The sequence below is a fragment of the Paraburkholderia sp. SSBN10T genome (genome assembly GCF_056619545.1).
Map to the genome: position 1 here is coordinate 80,318 of NZ_JBWQQI010000005.1, position 22,102 is coordinate 102,419.

Annotated in this window: 16 protein-coding genes and 5 pseudogenes; 11 read left to right on the top strand and 10 right to left on the bottom strand. The window is 54.3% G+C overall.

Going from position 1 to position 22,102, the window contains the following annotated elements:
• Nucleotides 1-5: 5 nt before the first annotated feature.
• Entirely contained in the window at nt 6-854 is an 849-nt protein-coding gene (gene urtB / locus AC1ECK_RS09475) for an urea ABC transporter permease subunit UrtB (RefSeq protein ID WP_480318254.1), read from the bottom strand.
• Between the two features lie 137 nt (nt 855-991).
• On the opposite strand from urtB, the gene AC1ECK_RS09480 reads away from it, so the two are divergent.
• The 5 genes from AC1ECK_RS09480 (at nt 992) to tnpB (ending at nt 6,061) form a co-directional block, all read left to right on the top strand.
• A complete protein-coding gene (locus AC1ECK_RS09480; protein WP_480318256.1) occupies nt 992-1,933 on the top strand; it encodes a LysR family transcriptional regulator in 942 nt (313 codons plus the stop codon).
• A 309-nt stretch (nt 1,934-2,242) separates the two neighbouring features.
• Complete coding sequence (locus tag AC1ECK_RS09485; protein WP_480318258.1) at nt 2,243-2,596, top strand: hypothetical protein; 354 nt, start codon at nt 2,243-2,245, stop codon at nt 2,594-2,596.
• Nucleotides 2,597-3,375: 779 nt separating this feature from the next.
• On the top strand, nt 3,376-5,169 hold the full coding sequence (locus tag AC1ECK_RS09490; RefSeq protein WP_480318260.1) for a flavin monoamine oxidase family protein: 1,794 nt from the start codon (nt 3,376-3,378) through the stop codon (nt 5,167-5,169).
• Nucleotides 5,170-5,447: 278 nt separating this feature from the next.
• Nucleotides 5,448-5,870, top strand: coding sequence for a transposase (locus AC1ECK_RS09495; protein WP_480318262.1), 423 nt, complete (start codon nt 5,448-5,450; stop codon nt 5,868-5,870).
• Entirely contained in the window at nt 5,867-6,061 is a 195-nt protein-coding gene (gene tnpB, locus AC1ECK_RS09500; protein ID WP_480318264.1) for an IS66 family insertion sequence element accessory protein TnpB, read from the top strand. The genes AC1ECK_RS09495 and tnpB overlap by 4 nt, the downstream gene beginning before the upstream one ends.
• On the opposite strand, the gene AC1ECK_RS09505 is transcribed toward tnpB, so the two are convergent.
• Entirely contained in the window at nt 6,058-6,288 is a 231-nt protein-coding gene (locus tag AC1ECK_RS09505) for a hypothetical protein (protein ID WP_480318266.1), read from the bottom strand. The two genes, tnpB and AC1ECK_RS09505, sit on opposite strands and share 4 nt — an antisense overlap.
• A 271-nt stretch (nt 6,289-6,559) precedes the next feature.
• Here AC1ECK_RS09505 and AC1ECK_RS09510 point away from each other — a divergent pair.
• Nucleotides 6,560-6,745: pseudogene (locus AC1ECK_RS09510) on the top strand (IS6 family transposase); the annotation flags it as partial.
• 235 nt (nt 6,746-6,980) lie between these two features.
• A pseudogene (locus AC1ECK_RS09515) lies at nt 6,981-7,809 on the top strand (IS110 family transposase); the annotation flags it as partial.
• A gap of 107 nt (nt 7,810-7,916) precedes the next feature.
• Here the strand turns inward: AC1ECK_RS09515 and AC1ECK_RS09520 are convergent.
• The 8 genes and pseudogenes from AC1ECK_RS09520 to AC1ECK_RS09555 all read right to left on the bottom strand — a co-directional run.
• On the bottom strand, nt 7,917-8,834 hold the full coding sequence (locus tag AC1ECK_RS09520) for a glycosyltransferase family 2 protein (RefSeq protein ID WP_480318268.1): 918 nt from the start codon (nt 8,832-8,834) through the stop codon (nt 7,917-7,919).
• Entirely contained in the window at nt 8,831-10,144 is a 1,314-nt protein-coding gene (locus tag AC1ECK_RS09525; RefSeq protein ID WP_480318270.1) for an MATE family efflux transporter, read from the bottom strand. The genes AC1ECK_RS09520 and AC1ECK_RS09525 overlap by 4 nt, the downstream gene beginning before the upstream one ends.
• 132 nt (nt 10,145-10,276) lie before the next feature.
• Nucleotides 10,277-11,410 (bottom strand): glycosyltransferase, encoded by a 1,134-nt coding sequence (locus AC1ECK_RS09530; RefSeq protein WP_480318272.1) that lies wholly within the window; start codon nt 11,408-11,410, stop codon nt 10,277-10,279.
• Nucleotides 11,407-12,240, bottom strand: coding sequence for a glycosyltransferase (locus AC1ECK_RS09535; protein WP_480318274.1), 834 nt, complete (start codon nt 12,238-12,240; stop codon nt 11,407-11,409). Before AC1ECK_RS09535 ends, AC1ECK_RS09530 begins: the two co-directional genes overlap by 4 nt.
• A gap of 11 nt (nt 12,241-12,251) precedes the next feature.
• On the bottom strand, nt 12,252-13,445 hold the full coding sequence (locus tag AC1ECK_RS09540; protein WP_480318276.1) for an O-antigen ligase family protein: 1,194 nt from the start codon (nt 13,443-13,445) through the stop codon (nt 12,252-12,254).
• Between the two features lie 138 nt (nt 13,446-13,583).
• Complete coding sequence (locus AC1ECK_RS09545; RefSeq protein WP_480318278.1) at nt 13,584-14,792, bottom strand: GumC family protein; 1,209 nt, start codon at nt 14,790-14,792, stop codon at nt 13,584-13,586.
• Between the two features lie 6 nt (nt 14,793-14,798).
• Nucleotides 14,799-17,198, bottom strand: coding sequence for a polysaccharide biosynthesis/export family protein (locus AC1ECK_RS09550; RefSeq protein WP_480318804.1), 2,400 nt, complete (start codon nt 17,196-17,198; stop codon nt 14,799-14,801).
• A 232-nt stretch (nt 17,199-17,430) separates the two neighbouring features.
• A pseudogene (locus AC1ECK_RS09555) lies at nt 17,431-18,033 on the bottom strand (sugar transferase); the annotation flags it as partial.
• Between the two features lie 691 nt (nt 18,034-18,724).
• On the opposite strand from AC1ECK_RS09555, the pseudogene AC1ECK_RS09560 reads away from it, so the two are divergent.
• The 4 genes and pseudogenes from AC1ECK_RS09560 to AC1ECK_RS09575 form a co-directional block, all read left to right on the top strand.
• Nucleotides 18,725-19,459 (top strand): annotated as a pseudogene (locus AC1ECK_RS09560) (IS3 family transposase); the annotation flags it as partial.
• A 31-nt stretch (nt 19,460-19,490) separates the two neighbouring features.
• A pseudogene (locus AC1ECK_RS09565) lies at nt 19,491-19,694 on the top strand (ATP-binding protein); the annotation flags it as partial.
• An 844-nt stretch (nt 19,695-20,538) separates the two neighbouring features.
• Entirely contained in the window at nt 20,539-21,207 is a 669-nt protein-coding gene (locus AC1ECK_RS09570) for a hypothetical protein (RefSeq protein ID WP_480318280.1), read from the top strand.
• A gap of 238 nt (nt 21,208-21,445) precedes the next feature.
• Complete coding sequence (locus AC1ECK_RS09575; protein ID WP_480318282.1) at nt 21,446-22,096, top strand: hypothetical protein; 651 nt, start codon at nt 21,446-21,448, stop codon at nt 22,094-22,096.
• Nucleotides 22,097-22,102: the final 6 nt, after the last annotated feature.

Genomic DNA, 22,102 nt, shown 5'->3' on the forward strand with positions numbered 1-22,102 from the left:
CATGGTTAAGCAGATACCAGACCGTTCGGACGAAGGCGCACGATAACAATTGCAAACACCAATACGAGTGCCTGCGAGAGCGTCGACGGGATAACGTAGTCAAGGAGAGTCTCTGAGCCTCCGACAACCGTACTACCAGCTATCACGCCGGGAATACTGCCTGCACCGCCGACAATCACGACGAAGAAAGAACGAGCGAGATAGTTGACACCCATCTGTGCAACCACGGCGGTGAGTGGCGCAATCAACACTCCCGCAATACCCGCCAGCGCCGCACCCAATACGAAAGCCATGGTATTCACACGCTTCGTGTTTACTCCCAACGCATCGGCCATCTCACGGTTTTGAATCATGGCACGCAGATCCAGGCCAAAGGCCGTTTTGCGCATAAGCACATAGCACGCAGCGATGATCGTCACCGCAAGTCCGATCAGTACGAGCCGGTAGACAGGATATACAGCCCCCAGAATCTGGACCGTTGTCGTCAACGGCGTTGTTACCTTTTGGGGAGCTGCCCCAAAGATCAACTGCAGTAACTGCTGAATGATCAGACTGAGCCCCCAAGTGGCCAGAACGGTTGCTTCAGGTCGCGTATACAGGTGACAGATTAGCATTCGCTCGACCAGAAAACCGAGCAGCGCACCCACCAGTGGCACGAGGACCAGCGCCAGCCAGAAGCTCCCACCGAGCCCCTGCACCAAAGACAAAAAGAAAGCCCCCACGGTGATGAATTCACCGTGAGAGAGGTTAATCACCCCCATAAGCCCGTAAATGACGGCCAGTCCTAGAGCAACCAACATCAGGATGCAAATAAGCGTTAGTCCGTTGAGCACCAATGCGATAAAAGCTGACAAAGTTGGCTCCTTTTCCCGTCACGGTGGAGGATACGTCGTGGTGGTAGCGAGTTACTGCATGGTTGCACGCGAAATTATCTCGATCTATAGTAAGTTATTTACTTTCACTTCAGTTTTTCCTGAAGTATGGAGGTGATATGATCGGTGCCGTGTCAGACGTGGACCTCCGCCTGCTGCGCGTCTTCATGACCGTGGTGCGATATCGCGGATTCGCCCCCGCCCAGGAGGCGCTGAATGTCAGTCAGGCGAACATCAGCATGCAAATGAGGCAGCTTGAAGAGCGCTTGGGCTTTCGACTCTGCCACCGCGGCCGCTCAGGCTTCTGGTTGACTGATGAAGGCAAAGCGGTCCATGAGTCTTGCCAGACGCTCTTTCGTTCAATGGACGAATTCCGATCATCGGTTGCATCTGCGGCGGGGCGGGTAACGGGACGGCTCCACATCAGTGTGATCGATAATTCCATCTTCAACCCGACCTTCCGCTTGCATCAGGCCATTCGTGATTTCAAGGAGAAAGACGGTCGTGATGCAGAGGTAATTCTCTACGTCGTGACCCCCAACGACGTGGAGCAGATGGTATTCGATGGTGCCTGCGATCTCGGAATCGGGTTCTTTCCGACCCGGCGGCAAAGCTTGGATTTTGAACCACTTTTTACGTCGCACATGAACCTCTATTGCGGACGAGGTCATCCCCTGTTTGAGCAGGCACCTGACAACCTGACGCTTGAAGATGTCCTGGCTTCAGAGCACGCTGCACGGGGGTACGTTTCCAGCGCCCAGATTCCTGAATTTGAACGAAATTTTCGCGTCGGAGCTTCAGCCTCGGCGGTGGAAGGCCTAGTCAACTTTGTGCTGTCTGGAAAGTACACTGCATACCTACCCGACCACTATGCAAAAAACTGGACGATGCCCGATGAAATTCGCCCTATTCTGCCGGACAAAATTGGCTATTGGTCCCTCTATGAACTGATCACAAAAAAGGGAGCGCGAAGTAATCTGTTGAACGCCTTCATCCGGCAACTCATCGCCACACGTGCGGAACTCGGGTGCGAGCCATTCCAGATCGGAACGTCGATATGACGGGGTTCGGTTATACCCGGGTATCATAAGCGAAGCGTTCCCCCTTGGCACTAAAGGCCGATGACGATGCGATGTTGTACGTGCTGAATTGTAGCCAAACCGCGCATGGCACCGGTTGAGAAGGCAAGCAGGACAGATTGCGTCGCACCTAGTGCGCCAGGTGATTCAACGATGGTTCGTGGTAGCTAACGAGTTTTTGCTTGGCTTGAGTTTCGAGCCAGCGCCACGTTTGACTCACTCGCGTCGCAGCCCGACTTACACTGCAGTCTCAAGCAAATCAACCCATCGCGTAACACGATCACCGGAGACGTGGCGTTCACGGTTAATCTCCGCCATCCGGCCGACGCCTCGATCATGGAGATGGAAGGCGAGACATGCGCTCGCTTCCGCGCCGTCGCCACACAACGCAGGGTTTCAGCAAAGATCAGTCGGCACTGGATTAGCCTGCCAACACCCTTCGACCAAACCTGCGTGGACGATACGCTCGATTATCCGAACCAGAAAATCGTTAGCGGCACGGGGCATGATGCGATTCGCGTCGCGAAACATTGCCCGACCGCGATGATCCGCATTCCATGCATCGGCGACCTAAGTCACAATGAAGCCGAGGATGCACTGCCTGAGGACGCCGCTCGCAGCGCGGATGTGTTACTACGACGTTAGTACGGGGCAGATATGCGTAACGCATCGAGGCGCATCAAGAATGCCTTCAGTCTTGCACTGAATTCGTCGCGTCGTACCATCGACAATATTGGCAAGCATCCTATTGCTGCGTAGCAAGGGACTGTTCGCTCGTCACTTATTGTGTGTAGACTCGCAGAGATTCACTGGTCGCGGGCCCTCCCCAAGTACTTCGCTATCGCGACCGACCACTACCTCTCTGTGCCGATACCACTAGGTCGACCACTCGCGATCAGCAGGCAAATTTACCAACAGCGCAGCCTCAGCAGATTACCAGCAACAATTGCCCTAGTCACTGCTGGGGAACAATATCACCTGATTATCAACGTCGAACGCACAATTCGCTTCTCGCACGAACGCCCTCCCGTCCAACGCATCCGGTAATCGGACGCTGCCACGAGTCGTGACCACCTACACAACCGCTTCGCCCACGCCTCGGCCATCGGACCGCAGCTTATTCAGCCCGAGATTTTCAGCCATAGCGCACTCGCCTGAAAGACTGTCATCAATTCTTCCGCGTGTGTACCATGCCCAATATCCCACCCCGCTAAAGAGTTTCGCCGCCTCCGTACAAGCATAGGCTTGCTCGTCCCCCAACGGCCAAGCATCAGTATCTGATGAAGTGAACTTAAAAGGTTCGCGATATGAAGTCTGTTTCGCTGGAGGCAAGCTGTTACCACTGCCCCAACGCATTGGGACAGGAGTCAGAACGCACCAGCCTACGTAACATAACTTTCACACTTGGTTAAGGAACAAATATCATGTCAGCTAGCATACCCTCCATGATCGCACCGGCTTCCGGCGCAGAGAATCCAGTCGCCAACACAACAGCAGCAATGCCTGATTTTCCGTTTGACTACGCTAAATTTCTAGATAATGCCAAAAAACAATTAAAAACTCCTTTTTCTGGACCAGTGGATGCAGATTCAAAACGCATAGCCATCATAGGCGGAGGAATTTGTGGAGTCGTGGCGGGATATGAATTACTGCGCGCCGGATTTGAACCGATTATATTCGAAGCCAGCGAACGAATCGGAGGACGAATGTATTCCCATAAATTAACAAATGATAGCATTGCAGAATTAGGAGCCATGCGATTTCCGCCGAGCTGCAAAACACTCTTCCATTATTTCGAGAAAGTCGGGATGATATCCAATATGGCCGATTTCCCCAACCCAGGCACAAAAGCATCGCCCGGAACTCTCATCCACTATCGCGACAATCCTGATTATTATGACGTCAATAATGAAAAATATCCACTACAGGAAAAATATAAGAAACTTTCCGAAAAGTGGAAAAATTTTCTAAATTCACCACCGATATTGATTGACAAGATGCAGGAATACCTTTCCGATCCAGAAAAAAATGTTGCGAAGATAAAGGAACATTGGAAAAATCTTTTAGATGATGGCTGGGATAACAAAAGCTTTCATCAAGTGCTTGTGGAAAATGCGAAATGGAGCTTTGAAGAAATAGAACTTTTCGGACAGGTTGGATTTGGATCTGGAGGTTGGAATACCAATTACACAAACTCCTTTCTCGAATTGCTTAGAGTCGCCTATTCCGAAATGGAGTCGAACCACAAACTATGCCTGGATGGTGTCGATACTCTCCCGAAGAGATTATTTACCAAAAATCCAGTTGATTTTGAAGATGCTGTATTTCAGACTCGCACGTCACATCAGATCAGCACAAAGACCCTTGAGTCCATTGCGAAGGATTTCTTCCTGAAAGATCCGGGATCTGATATTTACGGCAACGTTGTTCATGATATTGCCTATGACAGAATCGGCAAAAACTACACAATCAGATATATCAGCAAAGATACGAAGATGCATGAAGTGTCAATGGATGCAGTTATATACACACCACATGTACGTGTACTCCAGATGATGCGAGACACATCGGAACTGGGTGCAAAAATGCGAAGACTGCTTGATGAGGATACATGGGAAGCAATCGAATATACGCACTATATGCAATCAGGCAAAACTTTCGTCTCGGCAAAAACCGCATTCTGGACAGAAAAAGATCCGACGACAGAAAAATATGTGATGAGCACAACTCTTTCGGATCGCCTGACCAGAGGGACGTATCTCCTAAACTACGCAGGAAAGGCTGCGGTATGTCTGACATACACATGGAACGACGATGCCCTAAAATTTTTACCTTTCACTCCTGAAGAGCGAGCACAAAAAGGACTGATGGCTCTGAAAGAAATTTATCCCAATATAAAACTGGATGAGCATCTCAACAAGGATTACATTTCTGTTGCATGGGATCTTGATAAATTTTATATTGGCGCCTTCAAAAACAACCTTCCCGGTCATTATAAATATCAGCGACAACTATTCTCCAGATTTGCGGAGTCATCTACACCTGAGCAACGCAGATTTATCCTCGCTGGGGATGATATTTCGTGGACTGGGGGATGGGCCGAGGGTGCGATTACGACAGGTCTGAATGCAGTCAATGCCATTGTTAAAGAATTTGGAGGAACTTCGTTCCAAAGTACTGGGCCACTGGATAAATGGGAGATTTTCAAGCCGCAATAAATTTCAAGTAATTTAACCGGGAAATTTCGAGCGCCCCAACCCCTCGTTAATTTTAGATCAGTTAGGGTTGAGCGACCTGGGCGCGCAGGGCGTAGTGGGCGCCCGGCGTGCCTCCCGAGAAAATCGTTGATAAACGAATGTGAACGAACGATAGAGTTCGACACAAGTGATAGTGCTACAAGAGCGGATCTACTGTAAGCGACTCGGCCCGACCGTTTCCCGATGCTGATTTTCCCGGCGCACGATCATCGCGTTTAGATTGACGGAGATGGTCAGCTATGCCGAATGCAGCGCGCCCGGCGCATCGCACATATGCGCGGGAATTCAAGCAGCAAGTGATCAGGGAAACGTTGGAACCAGGCATGTCGGTGTCGATCGTCGCGCGGCGGCACGACATCAACGCCAACGTCGTGTTCGGGTGGCGCAAGCAATATCGGGAAGGCAAGCTGGAGCTGCCGGTACTGGAAGCTGCGCCATCGGCCATGACAGGCACGGAGTTGCTAAGAGTTGACGTGATCGATTCCGCGTTGATGCTGCCGGCGCCACAGCCGACAGGAAACACGACGTCAAAGGTGATAAGCGGTGTTCCCGCACCGATGCCCGTGTGCGAAATTGAAGTGGAGGTCGGCAAACGGCTCGTGCGGATTCGTGGGCTGTCTGCCGAGCGCGCCGAAGCATTCCTGCAGGAGTGCCTGAAGTGATTACATTACCGGCCGGCACCCGCATCTGGCTTGCGGCGGGCGTCACGGACATGCGCCGCGGCTTCCGGGGCCTTGCCACGAAGGTACAGGCGGCGCTCGAGGAGAATCCGCTGGGTGGCCACGTGTTCATCTTCCGCGGACGTCGAGGCGATCTCGTGAAGCTGCTTTGGGCTACCGACGACGGGCTCTAGCTGCTGTCGAAGCGATTGGAACGCGGCCGCTTCATCTGGCCGCAGGCCGATGGCGAGAAGATCACAAATCTCCAGATTGAAACAACCGAAATCCGCCATTTCGCATCAAAACAAAAGACGGGAAAGTTAACAGCATCACCACAAAGCGACGAGCCGGAATCGGATAAGTCGAACTGGCTGTCAGCATGATGCATGCGCCGATAATCATCAGCAAACCATTCGGGCACCCCGGAGAGTCCACCTGCAACTGAAACGTGTCACATGCGCTTATCCCCGATTGGTTAGCTCCAACTTTAAGCGCATCGCAACCAGGTTACCTGCACGAATTTTCTTGTTCTATGCGGCCTGCAAACTTCCAGGCAGGACAGAATTTTCCATACACGGGCCGAAGTCCTATGATGCCCTGGGTTCTGGCGCAAATAGATCTATTGGATCGGTTAAAGTGATTATCTAATCAATCGGTGGCCGGAGATAAGCAAGCGGAAAGGTGTGGAGGGGATGTTCGATGAACGGCATTTTGATCGGGAGATCATTGTTCTGTGTGTGCGCTGGTACCTTCGCTACAAGCTCAGTCTGCGCGATCTTGTCGAGATGATGGCCGAGCGGGGTTTGTCGCTGGCGCATACGACGATCATGCGCTGGGTAAAGCGTTTTACGCCGGAGTTCGTCAAGCGCTGGAACCGCTTCGCCCCCGTTACTATCTTCGTTCCTCGACAATTGAGGATTTGGCCAGCCAGGCCCGCCATGATTCTCGCCCCAGTCGCAGTCATGATCCGGGGAGGGTTGTCACCGGGCCTGGTGGTTAGCTGGTGATCGCTAATAGGGGCTCGGCCGGAGTATCTTGAGGCCGTCCGTAACGTGGATGCCAAGACTTGCCACCGTTGTTGCAGACCAAACCGCTCAACCTGCAAAACCTTCGATGCAAGAAAACCAACAACATAGCTCCGTCGATGTATTCGTTGGCGTCGATGTCGGCAAAGGCCACCATCATGCCGTCGCTCTCGATCGGAACGGAAAGCGCTTGTACAACAAGGCGCTGCCCAACGATGAAGCCAAATTGCGCGCGCTCGTTACGGAGCTCAAGACACACGGCCAACTTCTGTTCGTCGTCGATCAGCCCGCCACCATTGGCGCGCTGCCCGCGGCAGTCGTCCGTGATGAAGGTATTCTGGTCACATATCTACCGGGTCTGGCTATGCGCCGCATCGCTGACCTGCACGCTGGTGAAACCAAGACCGATGCCCGCGATGCCGCCATCATTGCTGAAGCTGCGCGCTCAATGCCGCATACGCTGCGCTCACTTCGACTGGCTGACGAACCACTCGCCGAACTCACCATGCTGTGCGGCTTCGACGACGACCTCGCAGCCCAGATCACGCAGACCAGCAACCGCATTCGGAGGTCTGCTCACCCAGATCCATCCGGCGCTGGAACGGGTCCTGGGGCCGCGCCTCGACCATCCGGCCGTGCTCGATCTGCTTGAGCGATACCCGTCACCCGCCGAGCTCGCCTCAGCCAGCGAGAAAACACTCGCCAACCGCCTCACCAAACTCGCACCTCGCATGGGCAAGAGCCTAGCTGCCGAAATCGTCCAAGCGCTCAGCGAACAGGCTGTGATCGTGCCCGGTACTCAGGCAGCTACCATCGTCATGCCGCGTCTTGCCCAGCAACTCGCGTCCTTGCGCAAGCAACGCGAGGACGCTGAAGGCCTGGTGCACGCACACCCTCTTTGGCCGGTCCTGACCAGCGCCATGGTGGTGGAGTTCGATTGAGGAAGTGTTACCGTGGGAAGCAACATTCTCCTTCAATCGCCACCGCCTTCTCCTGCCTCCGCCCGGCGACGCGCACACCACTTTCAACGATAGCTCTGCATCGAAACCGATTTGAAAACTGCGCGTAACAAATTCGCGAGAAATACCCGCGAGAGAACACGCAAAAAGTACACATCTCGGAGTTGCCGATGCATAAGCAGGGAGCCGACAAATCGACTCGTACGCAAAAGATAACGCACCGCATCCTGAACTCCCTTTCCGGTCGGCCATAGGAAAGCCTCAAGTTCCGTCGAATCGACCGCAACCTCGAAACGCGCAAAGTTCTCTGTGGCAACACGGAGGTGAATCGCCCGTTGACGTAATATCTTCGTAGACCCGATCTGGTTGGGATGCAACCGATAATGTAACAACGGACGTGAAATATTACGAAACGTCCCTAAATGAGCCAGCTCCGACCATAGCTTGTAATCCTCCGCGTATGCGTAGTCAGACGCATAAGAGAGCGCATTCTTTCTCACAACATCCATGCGCAACATGACGCTCGGATGAGCAAAACATGGCTTGATCAACTGAAACAGATAGCACTGCGCATCAGTCTTCGGCATCTTGACCTTACGCGTCGCTACGCCAAATTTGATGAAATCGGTCCCACACGCAACGAGATGCGCGTCGCGTTCAAATTCCCTAAGTTGTAACTCGATACGCCTAGGATCCGCGATATCGTCTGCGTCCATTCGAGCAAGATAGACGCCACGAGCTTCAACCATCCCTCGATTAAGGGCAGCGACGATACCTGCGTTCTGCTGTGCTATGACGCGCACACGCCCTTCTGTGCTCTCAAAGGAGGCGAGAATTTCAGCAGTACCATCGATCGATCCATCGTTTATGATCAGAAACTCAAAGTCCCTGAAGGTTTGATCAAGTATCGATTGAATTGCCAGTCGCAGAAACGCTTCTCCGTTATGGACCGGCATCAGGACTGTAACCAACGGCATCTTCATTGTTCTCCGTTTTTTTTGGTCACTTCTTGTTGCTCTCGCTTTGCGCGAAGGCGCAACACTATATAACTTACGTTGACGAATAGTGCAGAAACGTATCCCAACGCAAGACCCATGAGCGCTCCGTCCGAACCATAATGGGGAATCGACCAACGATTTATGAAATACGCGACAGCGAGAGCGATGACCCACTTTACCAGCACGACAAATTTCGCCTGATATTTTAATAGGACGAGATTGCCCATCGTTTCTAAGCCAGCCGGCAATGCGAGCCAGACGGCCAAGCGAAAAATCCTTATTGACTCTAGATACGCCGGCCCGAAGATTTTCGTAACAATGGTGTGCGCTAGAAAATCCAATACACAGGCGCCAACGCTCATTAATGCGATAGTCATCGCGAACAGTCTAATCATATTGCGACGCAATTGTCCGACTTGTTGGACGCGATAAACAAAGGACGGCGCAACCGTTTGCGCAAGCATCAACGTCACCGCAATCCAACTCTCGTTCAACTGCTGTGCTGCTGAGTACCTTCCTAATTCGACGAATGACACTTCGCGAGCGAGCATTAGCCGATCAGTCTTTAGAAATAAATACATGCAAACTAGACCGAGCCAGAAAACAAGGCCGGATTTTGCAAACTGCCGAAGCAAACCCCTATCCACACTCCAACCAAGCGCACCACCGTGACGAGAGCGGAAATAGACCACCATCGCGCTGGAGATCACAGCTGACTCCAGCGCCCAGAGCCAGCCAAACCATGGTGCTCCGAAAGACATGTGCGCTAGTGCATAAACGGCGACCGCCTTCGCTACCGCCGCGAGTACGCTCGCCAACAATTGAGGGCGGCCAAACGTAATGCTCTGTAGCCACGCATTTATCACGCCGACAATTGGCTCGCGAAAAAGCATCGAGACCGCCAACCCAACCAGAATCGAGCCGACCACAGGATCTGTAAGATGCATCCATATGCAGGCCCATGTCGAGAGCAGTGCGACGAACGACACGCTCATCCGCAACGCGGAGGCGCTACCTAACACGACACCAATTTCGCTCGGAGAAACCTTGACCATCGTCGGAACGAGAATCTCAGCGCCGCACACCCACGTGACCGGTATGATTACAGCAAGCAACGTATTAGCGTACTGCCACTTTCCAAAGACTTCTGGCCCAAAATAGCGCGCGAATATGCCGCTGATCAGCACAGCGATGGCAATCTGTGAGGAACGCTCGAAACATAACCACCCGATATTCGTCAGGATACGTTGAAAATTATGATCTCCGGCGTGCGCTCCAGCAAACAGTGCTTTCATATCTGTAAATCCGTGGTCTGCAAGCGCAATTATTGCTGCCCCCCCAAAATGCGCGCCACAGCATTCTAGGGCATTGTGACGTTTTAGCGAAGACGTGACATTCTGAGTATCCCATCGATAACTCAGCTTCCATCAATGCACAATCGATCCTGGGCCGGCAGATACTTTCCTGCTATCACCATCCTCGTGAGCACATGGCTGTATGAGCTTTGAAAATTCCGCCAGATACCGTTTACGATCAAAGCGGAGTCGCGACTCAGTCCACGCGGCACTCGCGAGGTCACGCGCGAACTGCGGACATTCGATGAGAGAAAGGAGAGCCAAGTTCGCTTCTGCAATATCATCAAATAGCAAACCGGTGCGTCCGTGATCTATGACGTCGACATTTCCTGCACAGTTTGATGCAACAACAGGCAGAGACTCTCCGATCGCCTCTATCATGGCAACCGGCATGCCCTCCCAATGTGAGGTAGACATATAAACGTGCGCTTGCTTGAGTCGCTCAATGACATCCGATCGCGACATCCAGCCAGTGACAAGCACGCCCGATGCTTCCAGTTCTGAACGAAACTCCGGCTCGCCATCCCCGATCCAGACAAACGAGACATTCAACCGTGATTCTCGCGCCGCGGCCGCAATACGAGCGAACTGCCGCGGGCCCTTTTGCCGTCGGATCTGCCCCGTCGTCACAATGATATGAGGCGCCCCTTCGAGACGTTCTCTCCATTTGAATGCCTTACTGAAATCTGTTGCATTTTCTATGAGTCGGCAATCACGAAAGCGAATATATTTTTCGATTTCGTTGCGCTCGCTTCTGGAGCATGCGACAAACTCCGAGCGCTTCAGCGATGCGATCTTCTCCAACAGGATAAACATCGCCTTCTTTATTCTCGAGACGTCGGCGCGCATGAACGAGATGCAGTGTGGAATATAGTAAAACCTTGTCTTGATCAATGCGCCTAGCGCTGCGACACGTCCAATAAATCCCGCGTATGATGAATGCATGAACACAACATCGGGCTCCGAGCCGAGCAGAGTACGGCGGATGCGCAAAAACCCGAACAGCTTTTCAGTCGAACTGGAAAGCTGCAAATTCTTAAGTGAAACTTCAGCGTGAAACATTGCAGAAACCTCCTTCGGGCTTTCTGGGCGCAAAGAATAGATAACCTCAACTGCATGTCCCGCAGCGGCCTGCCCGTTCGCTAGGAGCGCGACCATGGAGAGCGTACCCGTCGCGGTCGCCTCGATAATGTGCATGATTTTCATCGACGCGGCGCCCCCGCTACGGGTCGGTGTCCGCCTGCCAGTCGGCTCCGTATGGAGTTCAGGAACACGGTAAAACTGCGCGGCGTCATCAATAGAATCATCGAACGCACAAGGCCGTATATGGCCCACGGATCTGGCTCAAAATTTGTCAATATTATTCTTATGCGATTGATGATCTGTATCTTTCTTTTCTTCGTAGAAATGCCATGCAGATCGATCAAACAACGGACAAGTGACTCCGGAATATTTGTCGCCTCATGCCTGGAGATGATGTTAAAAAAATACGCGTAATCCTCCGCCGCTTTGAAATTCGTCGGGTATAACCCCACTGAATCGAGGACTGAGCTACGGAACATGACAGCCGGGTGTGTGAACGTCGGATTCAGAAACATCTTTTTCTTGATAATTTCAAATCTTTCCGGATGCCTAAGCTCGTATTGCATTACGCATTCCGCATTAACAAATTCAACCCAGCTTCCCACCAAATAAATATGCGAATTTTCTTCAAGCATTGCCACTTGTTTGGCAATGCGGTTGTTGATACATAGATCTCCGCAATCAAGCCGCGCGATAAATTCGTATTCACGACCGTATGCCAATAATCCAGCATTGAGAGCATTCTCGATTCCTACGTTTTTTGTCAACTCAACGAGCCTGATAGCTAATGCCCCCCCATACCGGTCCAGTACGTCTTTCGCGCGCAGCCGCGTGCTTCCATCATCCACCACGATGACTTCAGGTAAAGTTATCGCGCAATCAATTGACGAAATGGCGGCAATCAGTGCGTCGCCCGCATTGTAGTAGGGAATCAATACACAACATTTCTTCATGACTTTTTGCTTTAACTGCAAGCTTCCGTCAAATCAGGCGCTCCTGACTGCCCTGCTAGCAGATTCTGCTCTCTGCGGTTAGGCTGCCTTCCGACGATCAGCACTGCCAATACAAAATAGAGCAGTGGCTCAGCACCACGGAACTCCAACATACTTAATACGAAGAAAGCACAGAAATATATTCTTAGTTCCGATTTTCCGCGGATGCCAACAACACCGAGAGCAACTAGCAACCAACAAATCAAACCCATCGGTCCAAACTCGAGCACGTTGTGAAAAAGATAGTTATGGACATTATTTTCAAGTCCACCGAAGCCCAGATCTTGAGTAGCAGTGATTGCGTTGCCCGCGCCATATCCAAAAAATGGACGCTTCATAATCGCCTCAGGTATATAAGACCACATCAAGAGACGCCCCAGACTCCCTGGCTCGCTGCCGATATTCGAGAAGCGATCGAATAAAGCAAACGATGTTAGTGTGTCGCTGCTCACTGCGCCGACAGAGGATATAGCGATCAGTGCCGCAAATATCCAAATCTTCTTTGACTTGATATTATGATAGAACCATACTCCCGCAATCAGGATGGTCGCAATAAAACCTGATCGAGATATGAAGCTATAGTCAATGAAAATCGAAGCCAGAAGGTAGAGCATGCCTAAGCGCCGTTCGCGCACAAAGAAAGCGCCTGCAAGAGCAATCCACGAAGCCTCCAGATTCGCGCCACCAGCGTAGACAAGAAAGGGGAGTTCAGGCCGAACTCCTTCGTCCGCGTCAATGGACTGGACGGCACTCACTTCGCTGAAGTGGAGGAGGACGTTGGTACCTGAAATGGCGAGAATAGCAATCGCCCCCCATTGGAGCGATTTCAGTAATGATCGGTAGTCAGCCTCTGCATACAGGGAATTGACCGACAATACAAGGACGTAACAGAGGACGTAGTTTGCGATCAGTGCGTTCGCAGGCTCACTAACATAATCGATCAGCGAAACACAAATCACGACGGTGAGGTAGCGATAAAGGAATGCGAGATCGCGCGTCTTGCGGAGTCGCACGAGAGCAGCCAGAAAGAGTATGACCACTCCGACATGAAAGGCCTTGAATCCGTTCTCTCCGATCGGCAGCAGCGTCAGGTTCTGGAGCGACAGCAATATATAGAAAAGGCCGATCATGAAATAAGGCAACAATCTAACAGGTACGCGATACATTCAAGGCTGCGATGCCCGCCCCGTCCAAGCCTGCGGCGGCTACACACGAGGAAGCTGTAATCGACGCATCGCCGCTGCAGCGCTCCCCGAGACGCCGCCTCGGCGCCTGAATCGAAATCGACTCGGCTCATCAAACATTCAACGCTTTAGTCGCCATGCTCTGCCTAGTCTCGACAGGTCGTCGAGCAGGTGCTGATTTGTGCTCAAAGCTTGGCGGACAACGATCGGCGCAATGCCGACCAGCAGGCCCACCAGTCCAGCAATCACCCCAAAGACGGAGCGCTTGGGCCATGACTTCCTTTCCGGAGGGACTGCGACGTCTATTTGCTGCACGAGCGGCCCCTCCTTCGCTTCATCTACCTGGGCAAGCGCCAATTGCTTGCGCAACTGATCAAGCATCGCTTCCTGGTACTTCACCTCACGATAGGCCCGAATGTTTGCAAGCGCGGACGAGTCGCGATTTGCTGCACCCTGCGCGGCATCGTTGCCGCCCTGCTCCAACGCTTGCAATTGCATCTGCATGGCGTCGATCGTTGCAAGCGCGCGCTGAACATCGGGGTTCCCGTCGGTTTCGTAGGTCCGCAACGCTTGCAGTTGCACCTGTGTCGCGGCAATACGCGCGCGCAGTTCCGCCGACGTCCTAATCGTATTCGCAACCTGTCCATCCAAGCTGACCACACCTGATTTACGACGCGCTTCGTCAAACGCAATCTCCGCTTCGCCGAGTCGATCCAGCGTCTTGGCGATCTGTTGCTGAAAGAACACGCGACGCTGCTGGGCATCTGTCACTGCGAGCCGATCCAGCGCAAGACGTAGCTCGTCGACATAGGCGTTCGCGAGTTGCGCTGCAAATTCCGGAATACGGTCCGAAGCCTCGACTGTGATAAAACCTGTCTTCTTGTCGCTCGTGACGGATACATAATGCCGTAGGCGGTCCCGGACGTCGCGCATGAGTTTTTCGTCGTATCGATCACGTAGATTGAAGCGTTTGACAAGATCGTCCGCGACTGAATCGCTCTTCAAAAATCCTACGTACATTTCATCGGGCGTCTTGATGCCTACCGCACCACTGAGTTCCGACAGTGCGCCCAACTCTGCCATGGCGCTAAGGCTGCTTCGTTGCTGCTGCGGCGGCAATAGTACAGTTGTGGACGTATAGAGCGCCGGAAACACGAAGCTCACCGCAACTCCGAACAACGCACCAATCACAGTCGCGAAAAACAAACGCTTCTTCTGCTCGCCGAGCGCGACAAGCACCTCGACGATATCGATGCTACGTCCGGTAGCGTGCAACGGCTCGCTCGAGGCGCACTGCGTGCTCGTATGATTAACTTGCATATCGTTCATGACGAGTTACTGGAGCACTTTGATAGCTGCCGCGCCAAGGCCAAAGTTGGCGAGCACCTGCGACCAATCCTTCAACCCCGCGATGAACTTCGTCATTCTTGAACGCGGATCGATTTTCTCCGGCACCACGATCGTATCGCCCGGCATCAGCGTCGTCGACTCAAACGAACTCAACCAGTGAGTCGAATCTCGATTCACCACGCTGCCGTCCGCGCGCAACACGAAGACCGCATCAGGCTCCGCTATATCTGCCTGCACACCAGCCACGCGCATTGCGTCGCTAACCGTGCGCCCCGGCTTCCAGATCAGCGCGTTTTCGTTGTCGACTGCCCCCACGACTGAGACGAACGACGGGCGCGGCGGAATGTAAATCGCATCGCCATTGTCTAGAGACAGGTCCGGAAGGTCGCCGATACCTTGCGCGTCTGTAGACAGTTCGAACGATACTCGCCCCGACGGCTTCAGTTCGCGCAGCCGCTGAAGCTGCGCCTTCTGTTCCTGCGCCATCTGATCCTGCACCCCCTTGCTATCGGTCGATGTCGGCAGGTTCACGATTGCCGCGGCAAGCTTCGCGCCGGACTGCTGTTCAGCACGAGCGATGGCCGCCTCCAGATTTTTCGTCTGCGCCTCGCGGGTCTGTTCGCGTGTGAACTCGATGCCGTAAACATACGCCTGCGCCGTCAGCCCTCCGGCGCGCCGCAAGATGCCTTGCACGGAATCCCCCGGCTGCAACTCGTACACCCCCGGCGCCAGCACTTCGCCCTCCACCCGCACCAGCCGTGTGTGATCCGCCTGCGGCAGCCGCATATCCCGCTTCCCGAAGACCGTCACTATGTCGCCCGGCTGCAGCTTCAGGTCCTGCGACGGATCCGTCTTGTGCACAATCGCGCCCAAGTTGAACGGAATCAGCTGCGTGGTCAGGCTCTTCGGGTCCAGCCGCTCGATCACCGCGTAATTCCAGTTCGGCTCGTCGACGAGGCTCCGGACATGGTCAGCCTCCTTCGAAAGCTGCACGCCGGCAGCCGGACGGTCTGACTGGTCCAATTGCACAAGTACGTTCTTGCGCCGGAAGTAATCGGGCGTCAGCAGCGCAGCCGGTTCCGGCAGCAGATCGGAAAGTTTCATCCCAGGCGTGTACGGATAGCGCAGCGGCATCGCTACGTTGCCGCGCAATGTCACGGCATTCGCAAACGACGGATTGATCCGCTGCAGCGTAATTACATCGCCGTCCCTCACCGCACTTGCCAACCCCGTTTTGTCGAGCCGGCGTTCCTCCACACGACGCGACGGTTGGTCGAGCATCGGGTCGGCGACGCGCTCAATCGTCACCTTGTCGGTGCTGGTCAACGCGGTCGTGCCGCCGCCGTAACCTAGAACCCGCCCGAGCGGTTCAGAAGGCGCTCTCAGCTCGTAGATCGCAGGTGTGTCGAGCGCACCAAGCAGCGCGACGCGCGGACCTGCCGGCGGAATCACGATCACGTCGCCTGGCAGCAGATGAGTATCGCCGTCAGCGGTGCCCTCCGTAATGAACCCATAGAGATCGAGCGTCGTGACAAGGCGACCACCACGTCGCACCTGGATCGCGCGCATCGAGCCGTCGAGCGCCGGGCCGCCACTCGAGAAAAGTGCGTTCACAAGCGTCGACAGGCTCGACACCGTGTAGGCGCCCGGGTGTCGGGCATGGCCGACTACGTACACTTGAATGGAACGCAATTGCCCGAGCGTCGCACTCACCTGAAAATTGCTGAACACGCGGCCGATCTGGCGCTTCAGCACACCACTCAACTCGGAAGCCCGCGCTCCGGCAACGGTCACTGCGCCCACCTTCGGAATGTTGACCTGTCCGTTGCGATCGACGTTCAGACGCATGTTACCGTCCACACCACCCCACACTTGCAGTTGGATTTCGTCACCCGGTCCGATAACGTAGTCACTGGGAGCGGGCACGTTGTTGACCGGTGCGTATATGTCGACTCTTGGGCTCGTGAACAGGTTCTGCCCGAACACAGGCAACCGCTGTCCGGCCGTGTCGGCGACGAAACGCTGGAATGCAGTCGGCGGCTCGGGCTCGATGCCCGGCGCAGCGGCAGCACCCATCTTTCCGAGCGGCGATGCATTCCGCGTCACTGCGTCGCCAGCGCCGGGTGACAACGACACGCCGCCTATATCGTTAGGGTTGGATACGTCGTTCGCGCCGATCGAGTTGCCGCCCGGCGCGCCCGCATTCAGCGACGTCATGCTCGGCACGTTCAGCGACGGCGCCGCCATGGCACTGGCCGACGGCATTTGCGTGAGTGAGGGCGCCACGGCGACACTACTCGCCGCGCTCGGGCCGCCCTGCACCCACGGCGGAATCGGTGGATAAGACGCACCATCATTCTGCGCAAATGACGTCACTGGGAACATTGCCTGCGCGACTGTCACCGCAATCAACAGCAAGCGGCTCGCGATCGTGTATCCGTGGCGCGTTTCCGGCAGAAGGATCTGCAGTCTCGCGAATCGCATTTCTGGTTTGAACAACGACATTCCCTGGCAATTAAAAATAGCTTGCTCCGCTCTAACACCCAACGCGCGACCCTCTCACCCAAAAACCTTCCCACACCACACACCAACCAAGAAATCTCTGAACACGCGTCAATTAATAGGCTCCATTACGCCCGAAAACCACTCGCACAGTCCTGAGAAGAATTGAGATATCTCGCCGGAATAACCAATTGCGCACATACCACACATCAAGAGATACGCGCGCTGAATAGCCAACATCGCTTCGCCCACTAACCTGCCAAAGCCCCGTCATTCCCGGCCGTCCAATCAGATAGTAAAAACTGTCGCCACCATAGCGAGAAAGTTCCGCCTCGACGATTGGCCGCGGACCGACAAGACTCATGTCACCACGCAACACGTTCCAGAGTTGCGGCAGTTCATCGAGACTCGTGCGCCGCAAGAACCGACCGAGCGGCGTAATGCGAGGATCGCTCTTGAGCTTGGCGCTGCACTCCCATTCCTTACGAGCCCCCGGGTCGCGCCAAAGCACTTCGCAGAGCACCACATCTGCGTCGACAACCATCGAGCGAAACTTGTAACAACGAAAAGAGCGCCCATGTCGCCCAATGCGAACATGACCATATATCGCGCCGCCCCCATCCTTGCTTACCACCCCCGCAATAAACAGCAACAATGGAAAAAGTAGTAGCAGAATCACTAGCGCCCCCACCACGTCAAAGCACCGTTTCGCGAAGCGAATATACCAACGGGCCAAATAAATATTTCGAAGCTCATCGCACCACTGAGACGCACAGCCAAAATCAATATGCGAGGAACCAGACACCGGTATAAGTTCACCAATCTTGGTCATATCAATGCAACACCTCTTCCTTGCCTCCGAGTTAAACCTAAGCATCCATTTAACGGAATCGGGATTCGCCCCCACCCAATTGCCGATAACGGGGATGAGCCATCTTTTGGGTTAGCCCGTTTTGCATTATCCCCCCCCCCCCCCCGCAAATTGCCACAAGAAACGTCTTGCTAACTCACAAATCAGTAATGCTTAATATTTACGCGCCGCATCACGCCAAGACAATTCTCATCTCTTTCGATGGCGTTGTTCTTTAATATTGCTGCTTGATCTTGGTTTCGCTCAGATCTGCACCCTTGATCTTTCTTTACCGCGAATAAGGATTCAATTTTTTGGATTGCTAGCGTTGCCATTTTGATGAGCGAACTAGCACTCCGCTACAGAAAATGACGTGCCGTAAGTCAAGCTTACTTTGCGATCGATACGTGGCAATCACGGAGCGCAAGCGAATCGAGGTTGTCGACGCTGGAGCACGAGGGATGTCTTTCAATGGATCACTCGCGCTCACTACGTCATTTTCTGGTCCGCAAGGCAAAGTTTCCCTTGATGGCGGCGGATTCAACCGGTCGATACAGGCATCGTTGACGAAATCCGGTTGCTCGTTGCTGACTTGCCGAGCTACGGCTATCGACGCGTCTGGGGTCTGTTGCGAAGCGCGCGGGAATCTCGATGTGAGGCTCCGGTGAATGCCAAACGTGTTTATCGCGTGATGCGCGTGCACGATTTGCTGCTTCACAGGAGGCCGGCGAGGTCGCGCATCGAGCGTCGGCATGACGGCAAGGTCGCGGTGCTAAAGAGCAACCAGCGTTGGTGCTCCGACGGCTTCGAGTTTCGATGCGATAACGGGCAGCCACTGCGTGTGACCTTCGCGCTTGACTGCTGAGATCGCGAGGCCATGAACTGGGCCGCGACGACCGGCGGTCACAGCGGTGACGTGGTGCGTGATGTCATGCTGGCGGCTGTCGAGCATCGTTTCGGGAATGTTCGGAAGGCACCTGCGCAAATTGAATGGCTCAGCGATAACGGCTCGGGCTACATTGCCGAAAAGACTCGCGCATTCGCCTCGGACATAGGTCTGAAGCCGCTAACGACGCCCGTGTGTAGCCCGCAGAGCAACGGCATGGCAGAAAGCTTCGTGAAGACGATGAAGCGCGACTATGTCGCGTTCATGCCGAAACCTGACGCGGTGACCGCTGTACGCAATCTGGCTGTCGCGTTCGAACACTACAACGAAAGGCATCCGCATAGTGCGCTGAAATACCGCTCACCGCGCGAGTTCCGGCGGAGAACCGATTCATCGACCTTAGTGTGAGATGGTGTCCGGAGGCACGGGGGCAAATCCAGATGTGTTCCCCGACCCCGGCATGACGGTCACCGCCATCGACCGGCTTGTGCATCACTCGACGATCTTCGAGCTCAACGTCGAAAGCTACCGCCGCCGAAAGGCCGGCGACAAACAGAACTCACGGCGGCGTCAATTACACGACGACAACGCTGCAAACCCTTTTAGCGGTCAACTGCCTGATGACGGCAACGCTACGCAGTAACTCACCGTGGCCTGCTTACCCAACGACAACTACGAAGGAGCAACGTCAAATATGACCTCATAGCCAGCGACAACGACCCGTTGACCGGCCAAGATAGTTGTCGCTGACCGGCCGTGCTGCTTGACGCTGTCTACCCAGCCGGTCAAGACGGATTACTGGCCGATTGTCGCCACCGGTTTCTCCGGAAGGCATGCCTGACAATGCCTTGTCGCACGATGAGACAAACGTGCCATTGCTTCATAAAGGATTTTTCGTGCGCAACCGTTCCATTCCCGCGACGGGTTGTAGGGCACGGGAGTTGGGCCTGATACGTTGCAGCGTCAGTTCGTCCGACGAAAAAACAGCGGCGGCACACATAACAGACTGCCGCAACTTCTCAGATGTGCAGTCGTCAAGACACGACCGGTCCGTCCACCGACAACAGCATTCAAGCGTAAGCGGCGGTAGCGAAGTGAAGCTGCCCTGCAACACATTCCAATATACGGTTCGCCCCCAAGGCTTACCAACGCAGTTGCCCAAACCTGGCGTCAAAAACAGCCCAAATTCCCTGTCCTTTCGAACCGGGACACATCTGCGATTGGTGCAAACTAGCGTTATACCAACTTGCTCGCGGAAAAAACAGAATGGTCTATCAAGTGCGAGGCCATACGCTGAACAGCGACGGAATTGCGACTGGATTTTTGCCACTCGCAGTCCGAATCCAGCCTGAAAAAACCGCCACCGGTCGGTCAAGAGAGTGGTCTGGAGTGGCAGGCCCTCACTAACAAATGTACTCGTCAATCACAGGAAACTTTGAAGTTCCGGCCAGCCCGAACCATCTTTGTTCGACAACAGGAGAACCAGCATGCACAGGCACTTCAACAGCAGTCAAGACCCGGCAGAACGCTGCGTCGGCGGCCTTGTCCAGGCAGGGATTGGCGGCCTGCTCCACATCGTCGATTCGCGCAAGACGTCGGCGCCTCCGGGACCAGACACCGTTCGCTTGCGCCCGGAGCAACCCGACCAGATTTATGCTGCGGTTGCAGCTTCATCGGGTACTTGCGTCGTGCAGGTCACTTCCGACGCTTCGAACATGCTCATCCAATTCGTGAACGACTGCCCTGGAACAATCCAGGACTTCAAAGTAGTCGTATTCACCACAACAAGCGAAAAAGACTCGCAGGAACGGCTGATCGAAACGCTGGACGGCCTCACACGAGCTGGCGTGGCCCCCGACCATGCGCGTATTCTTGCCGTACAAGCGCCGCCTGAACAACCGATAGACGTCGCATACCAGCATCTCTTCACCTGCCTGAAGGAGGAGCACTACGCTGGTATCCCGCCCGCGGCCGTGCTTAGTCAGTCGGCAGCTTTCACACGCGTCTGCGATCACCAGCTTGCAGTCGCAGCAATCCTGAAGGGCGAAACTGACTTCCAGGTCCTGCTCGGGCAGGCCCGCGAACGTGGCGAAGACGAGCGCACACTGAGGGACATTTCAACCAAGCTGATCGCACAGCGCTCACTCCTTGCGTGACGCATCGATATCGAAAATGTCCTCGTCCAGCTGCAGCTCAATGGCCTCCCGCAGCGAGGTTCAGATGAGCCGCGCCTGCATAGCCTGACATCAGCGCATTGAGCACGCCCGCCGCGCCCGGTGCCTAGTCAACACCGCCCGGCAAGGTGTCCTCTAAAAGCACACACCTTGCCGGCTCCAGGAGAGAAAGATATTCTCCGATCCGATTCAGCAATTCATATTACCTGGAGTAACAATCATGATTGCCACACGCCTTGTGCACCACGCAAGTCCCGAAATTCTCTATGTCCTGGACACCCTCGTCATTCATCTGGATGGAGAACATGGGATCGGCCCATTGCCTGAGGCATATGAGCGTGCGATCGCGGCTGACGACCAGATACACTTTGCTGAACGACCTCCCTCCCCATTCGAATCACGGATTCTGCCAGAGTGTGAGGACCGCCCTCCAGCCAAGGCCTGCGTATTCAAACATCGCCATTCAACCCAATGGATTGAAACTAGCTCCATGCTAGCGTGGGGATTCCACGAGTGCTGGGAAATGCCTGCACAGCGGCTGAATGCCATTCGCGTCGAATTCATTCCGAAGATCGTATTCCGCCACCCGGAACTGCTCATCGCCACGCCAGATTTTCCATCGCTTGGTACCATCCTGTCCGACGTATTTTTCAGGATCGCAGATGGCATCCCGACTGACCACCCCCGATTCGGGTTTCACCCGGGAACAGTCCCAATGAGCCCGTTGAGCCTCTTGATTGGTGGGATTGAAAAACTAAAAATCAATGAGGCGTGCGACTATGTCACGTGCGTTTTTTCCCGTAGAGGCGGGCGCTCGGCGTTCCTAGAAGCGGTTGATCAGGCATGCGTGGCCCGGGGCATCGTTCCCTGAAAAAGT

What these genes read in the sequence shown, in the direction of transcription:
- AC1ECK_RS09480 (WP_480318256.1), top strand. Translation starts at nt 992, where the DNA reads ATGATCGGTGCCGTGTCAGACGTGGACCTCCGCCTGCTGCGCGTCTTC.
- AC1ECK_RS09490 (WP_480318260.1), top strand. Translation starts at nt 3,376, where the DNA reads ATGTCAGCTAGCATACCCTCCATGATCGCACCGGCTTCCGGCGCAGAG.
- AC1ECK_RS09495 (WP_480318262.1), top strand. Translation starts at nt 5,448, where the DNA reads ATGCCGAATGCAGCGCGCCCGGCGCATCGCACATATGCGCGGGAATTC.
- AC1ECK_RS09520 (WP_480318268.1), bottom strand. Translation starts at nt 8,834, where the DNA reads ATGAAGATGCCGTTGGTTACAGTCCTGATGCCGGTCCATAACGGAGAA.
- AC1ECK_RS09525 (WP_480318270.1), bottom strand. Translation starts at nt 10,144, where the DNA reads ATGAAAGCACTGTTTGCTGGAGCGCACGCCGGAGATCATAATTTTCAA.
- AC1ECK_RS09530 (WP_480318272.1), bottom strand. Translation starts at nt 11,410, where the DNA reads ATGAAAATCATGCACATTATCGAGGCGACCGCGACGGGTACGCTCTCC.
- AC1ECK_RS09535 (WP_480318274.1), bottom strand. Translation starts at nt 12,240, where the DNA reads ATGAAGAAATGTTGTGTATTGATTCCCTACTACAATGCGGGCGACGCA.
- AC1ECK_RS09540 (WP_480318276.1), bottom strand. Translation starts at nt 13,445, where the DNA reads ATGTATCGCGTACCTGTTAGATTGTTGCCTTATTTCATGATCGGCCTT.
- AC1ECK_RS09545 (WP_480318278.1), bottom strand. Translation starts at nt 14,792, where the DNA reads ATGAACGATATGCAAGTTAATCATACGAGCACGCAGTGCGCCTCGAGC.
- AC1ECK_RS09550 (WP_480318804.1), bottom strand. Translation starts at nt 17,198, where the DNA reads ATGTTCCCAGTGACGTCATTTGCGCAGAATGATGGTGCGTCTTATCCA.
- AC1ECK_RS09570 (WP_480318280.1), top strand. Translation starts at nt 20,539, where the DNA reads ATGCACAGGCACTTCAACAGCAGTCAAGACCCGGCAGAACGCTGCGTC.
- AC1ECK_RS09575 (WP_480318282.1), top strand. Translation starts at nt 21,446, where the DNA reads ATGATTGCCACACGCCTTGTGCACCACGCAAGTCCCGAAATTCTCTAT.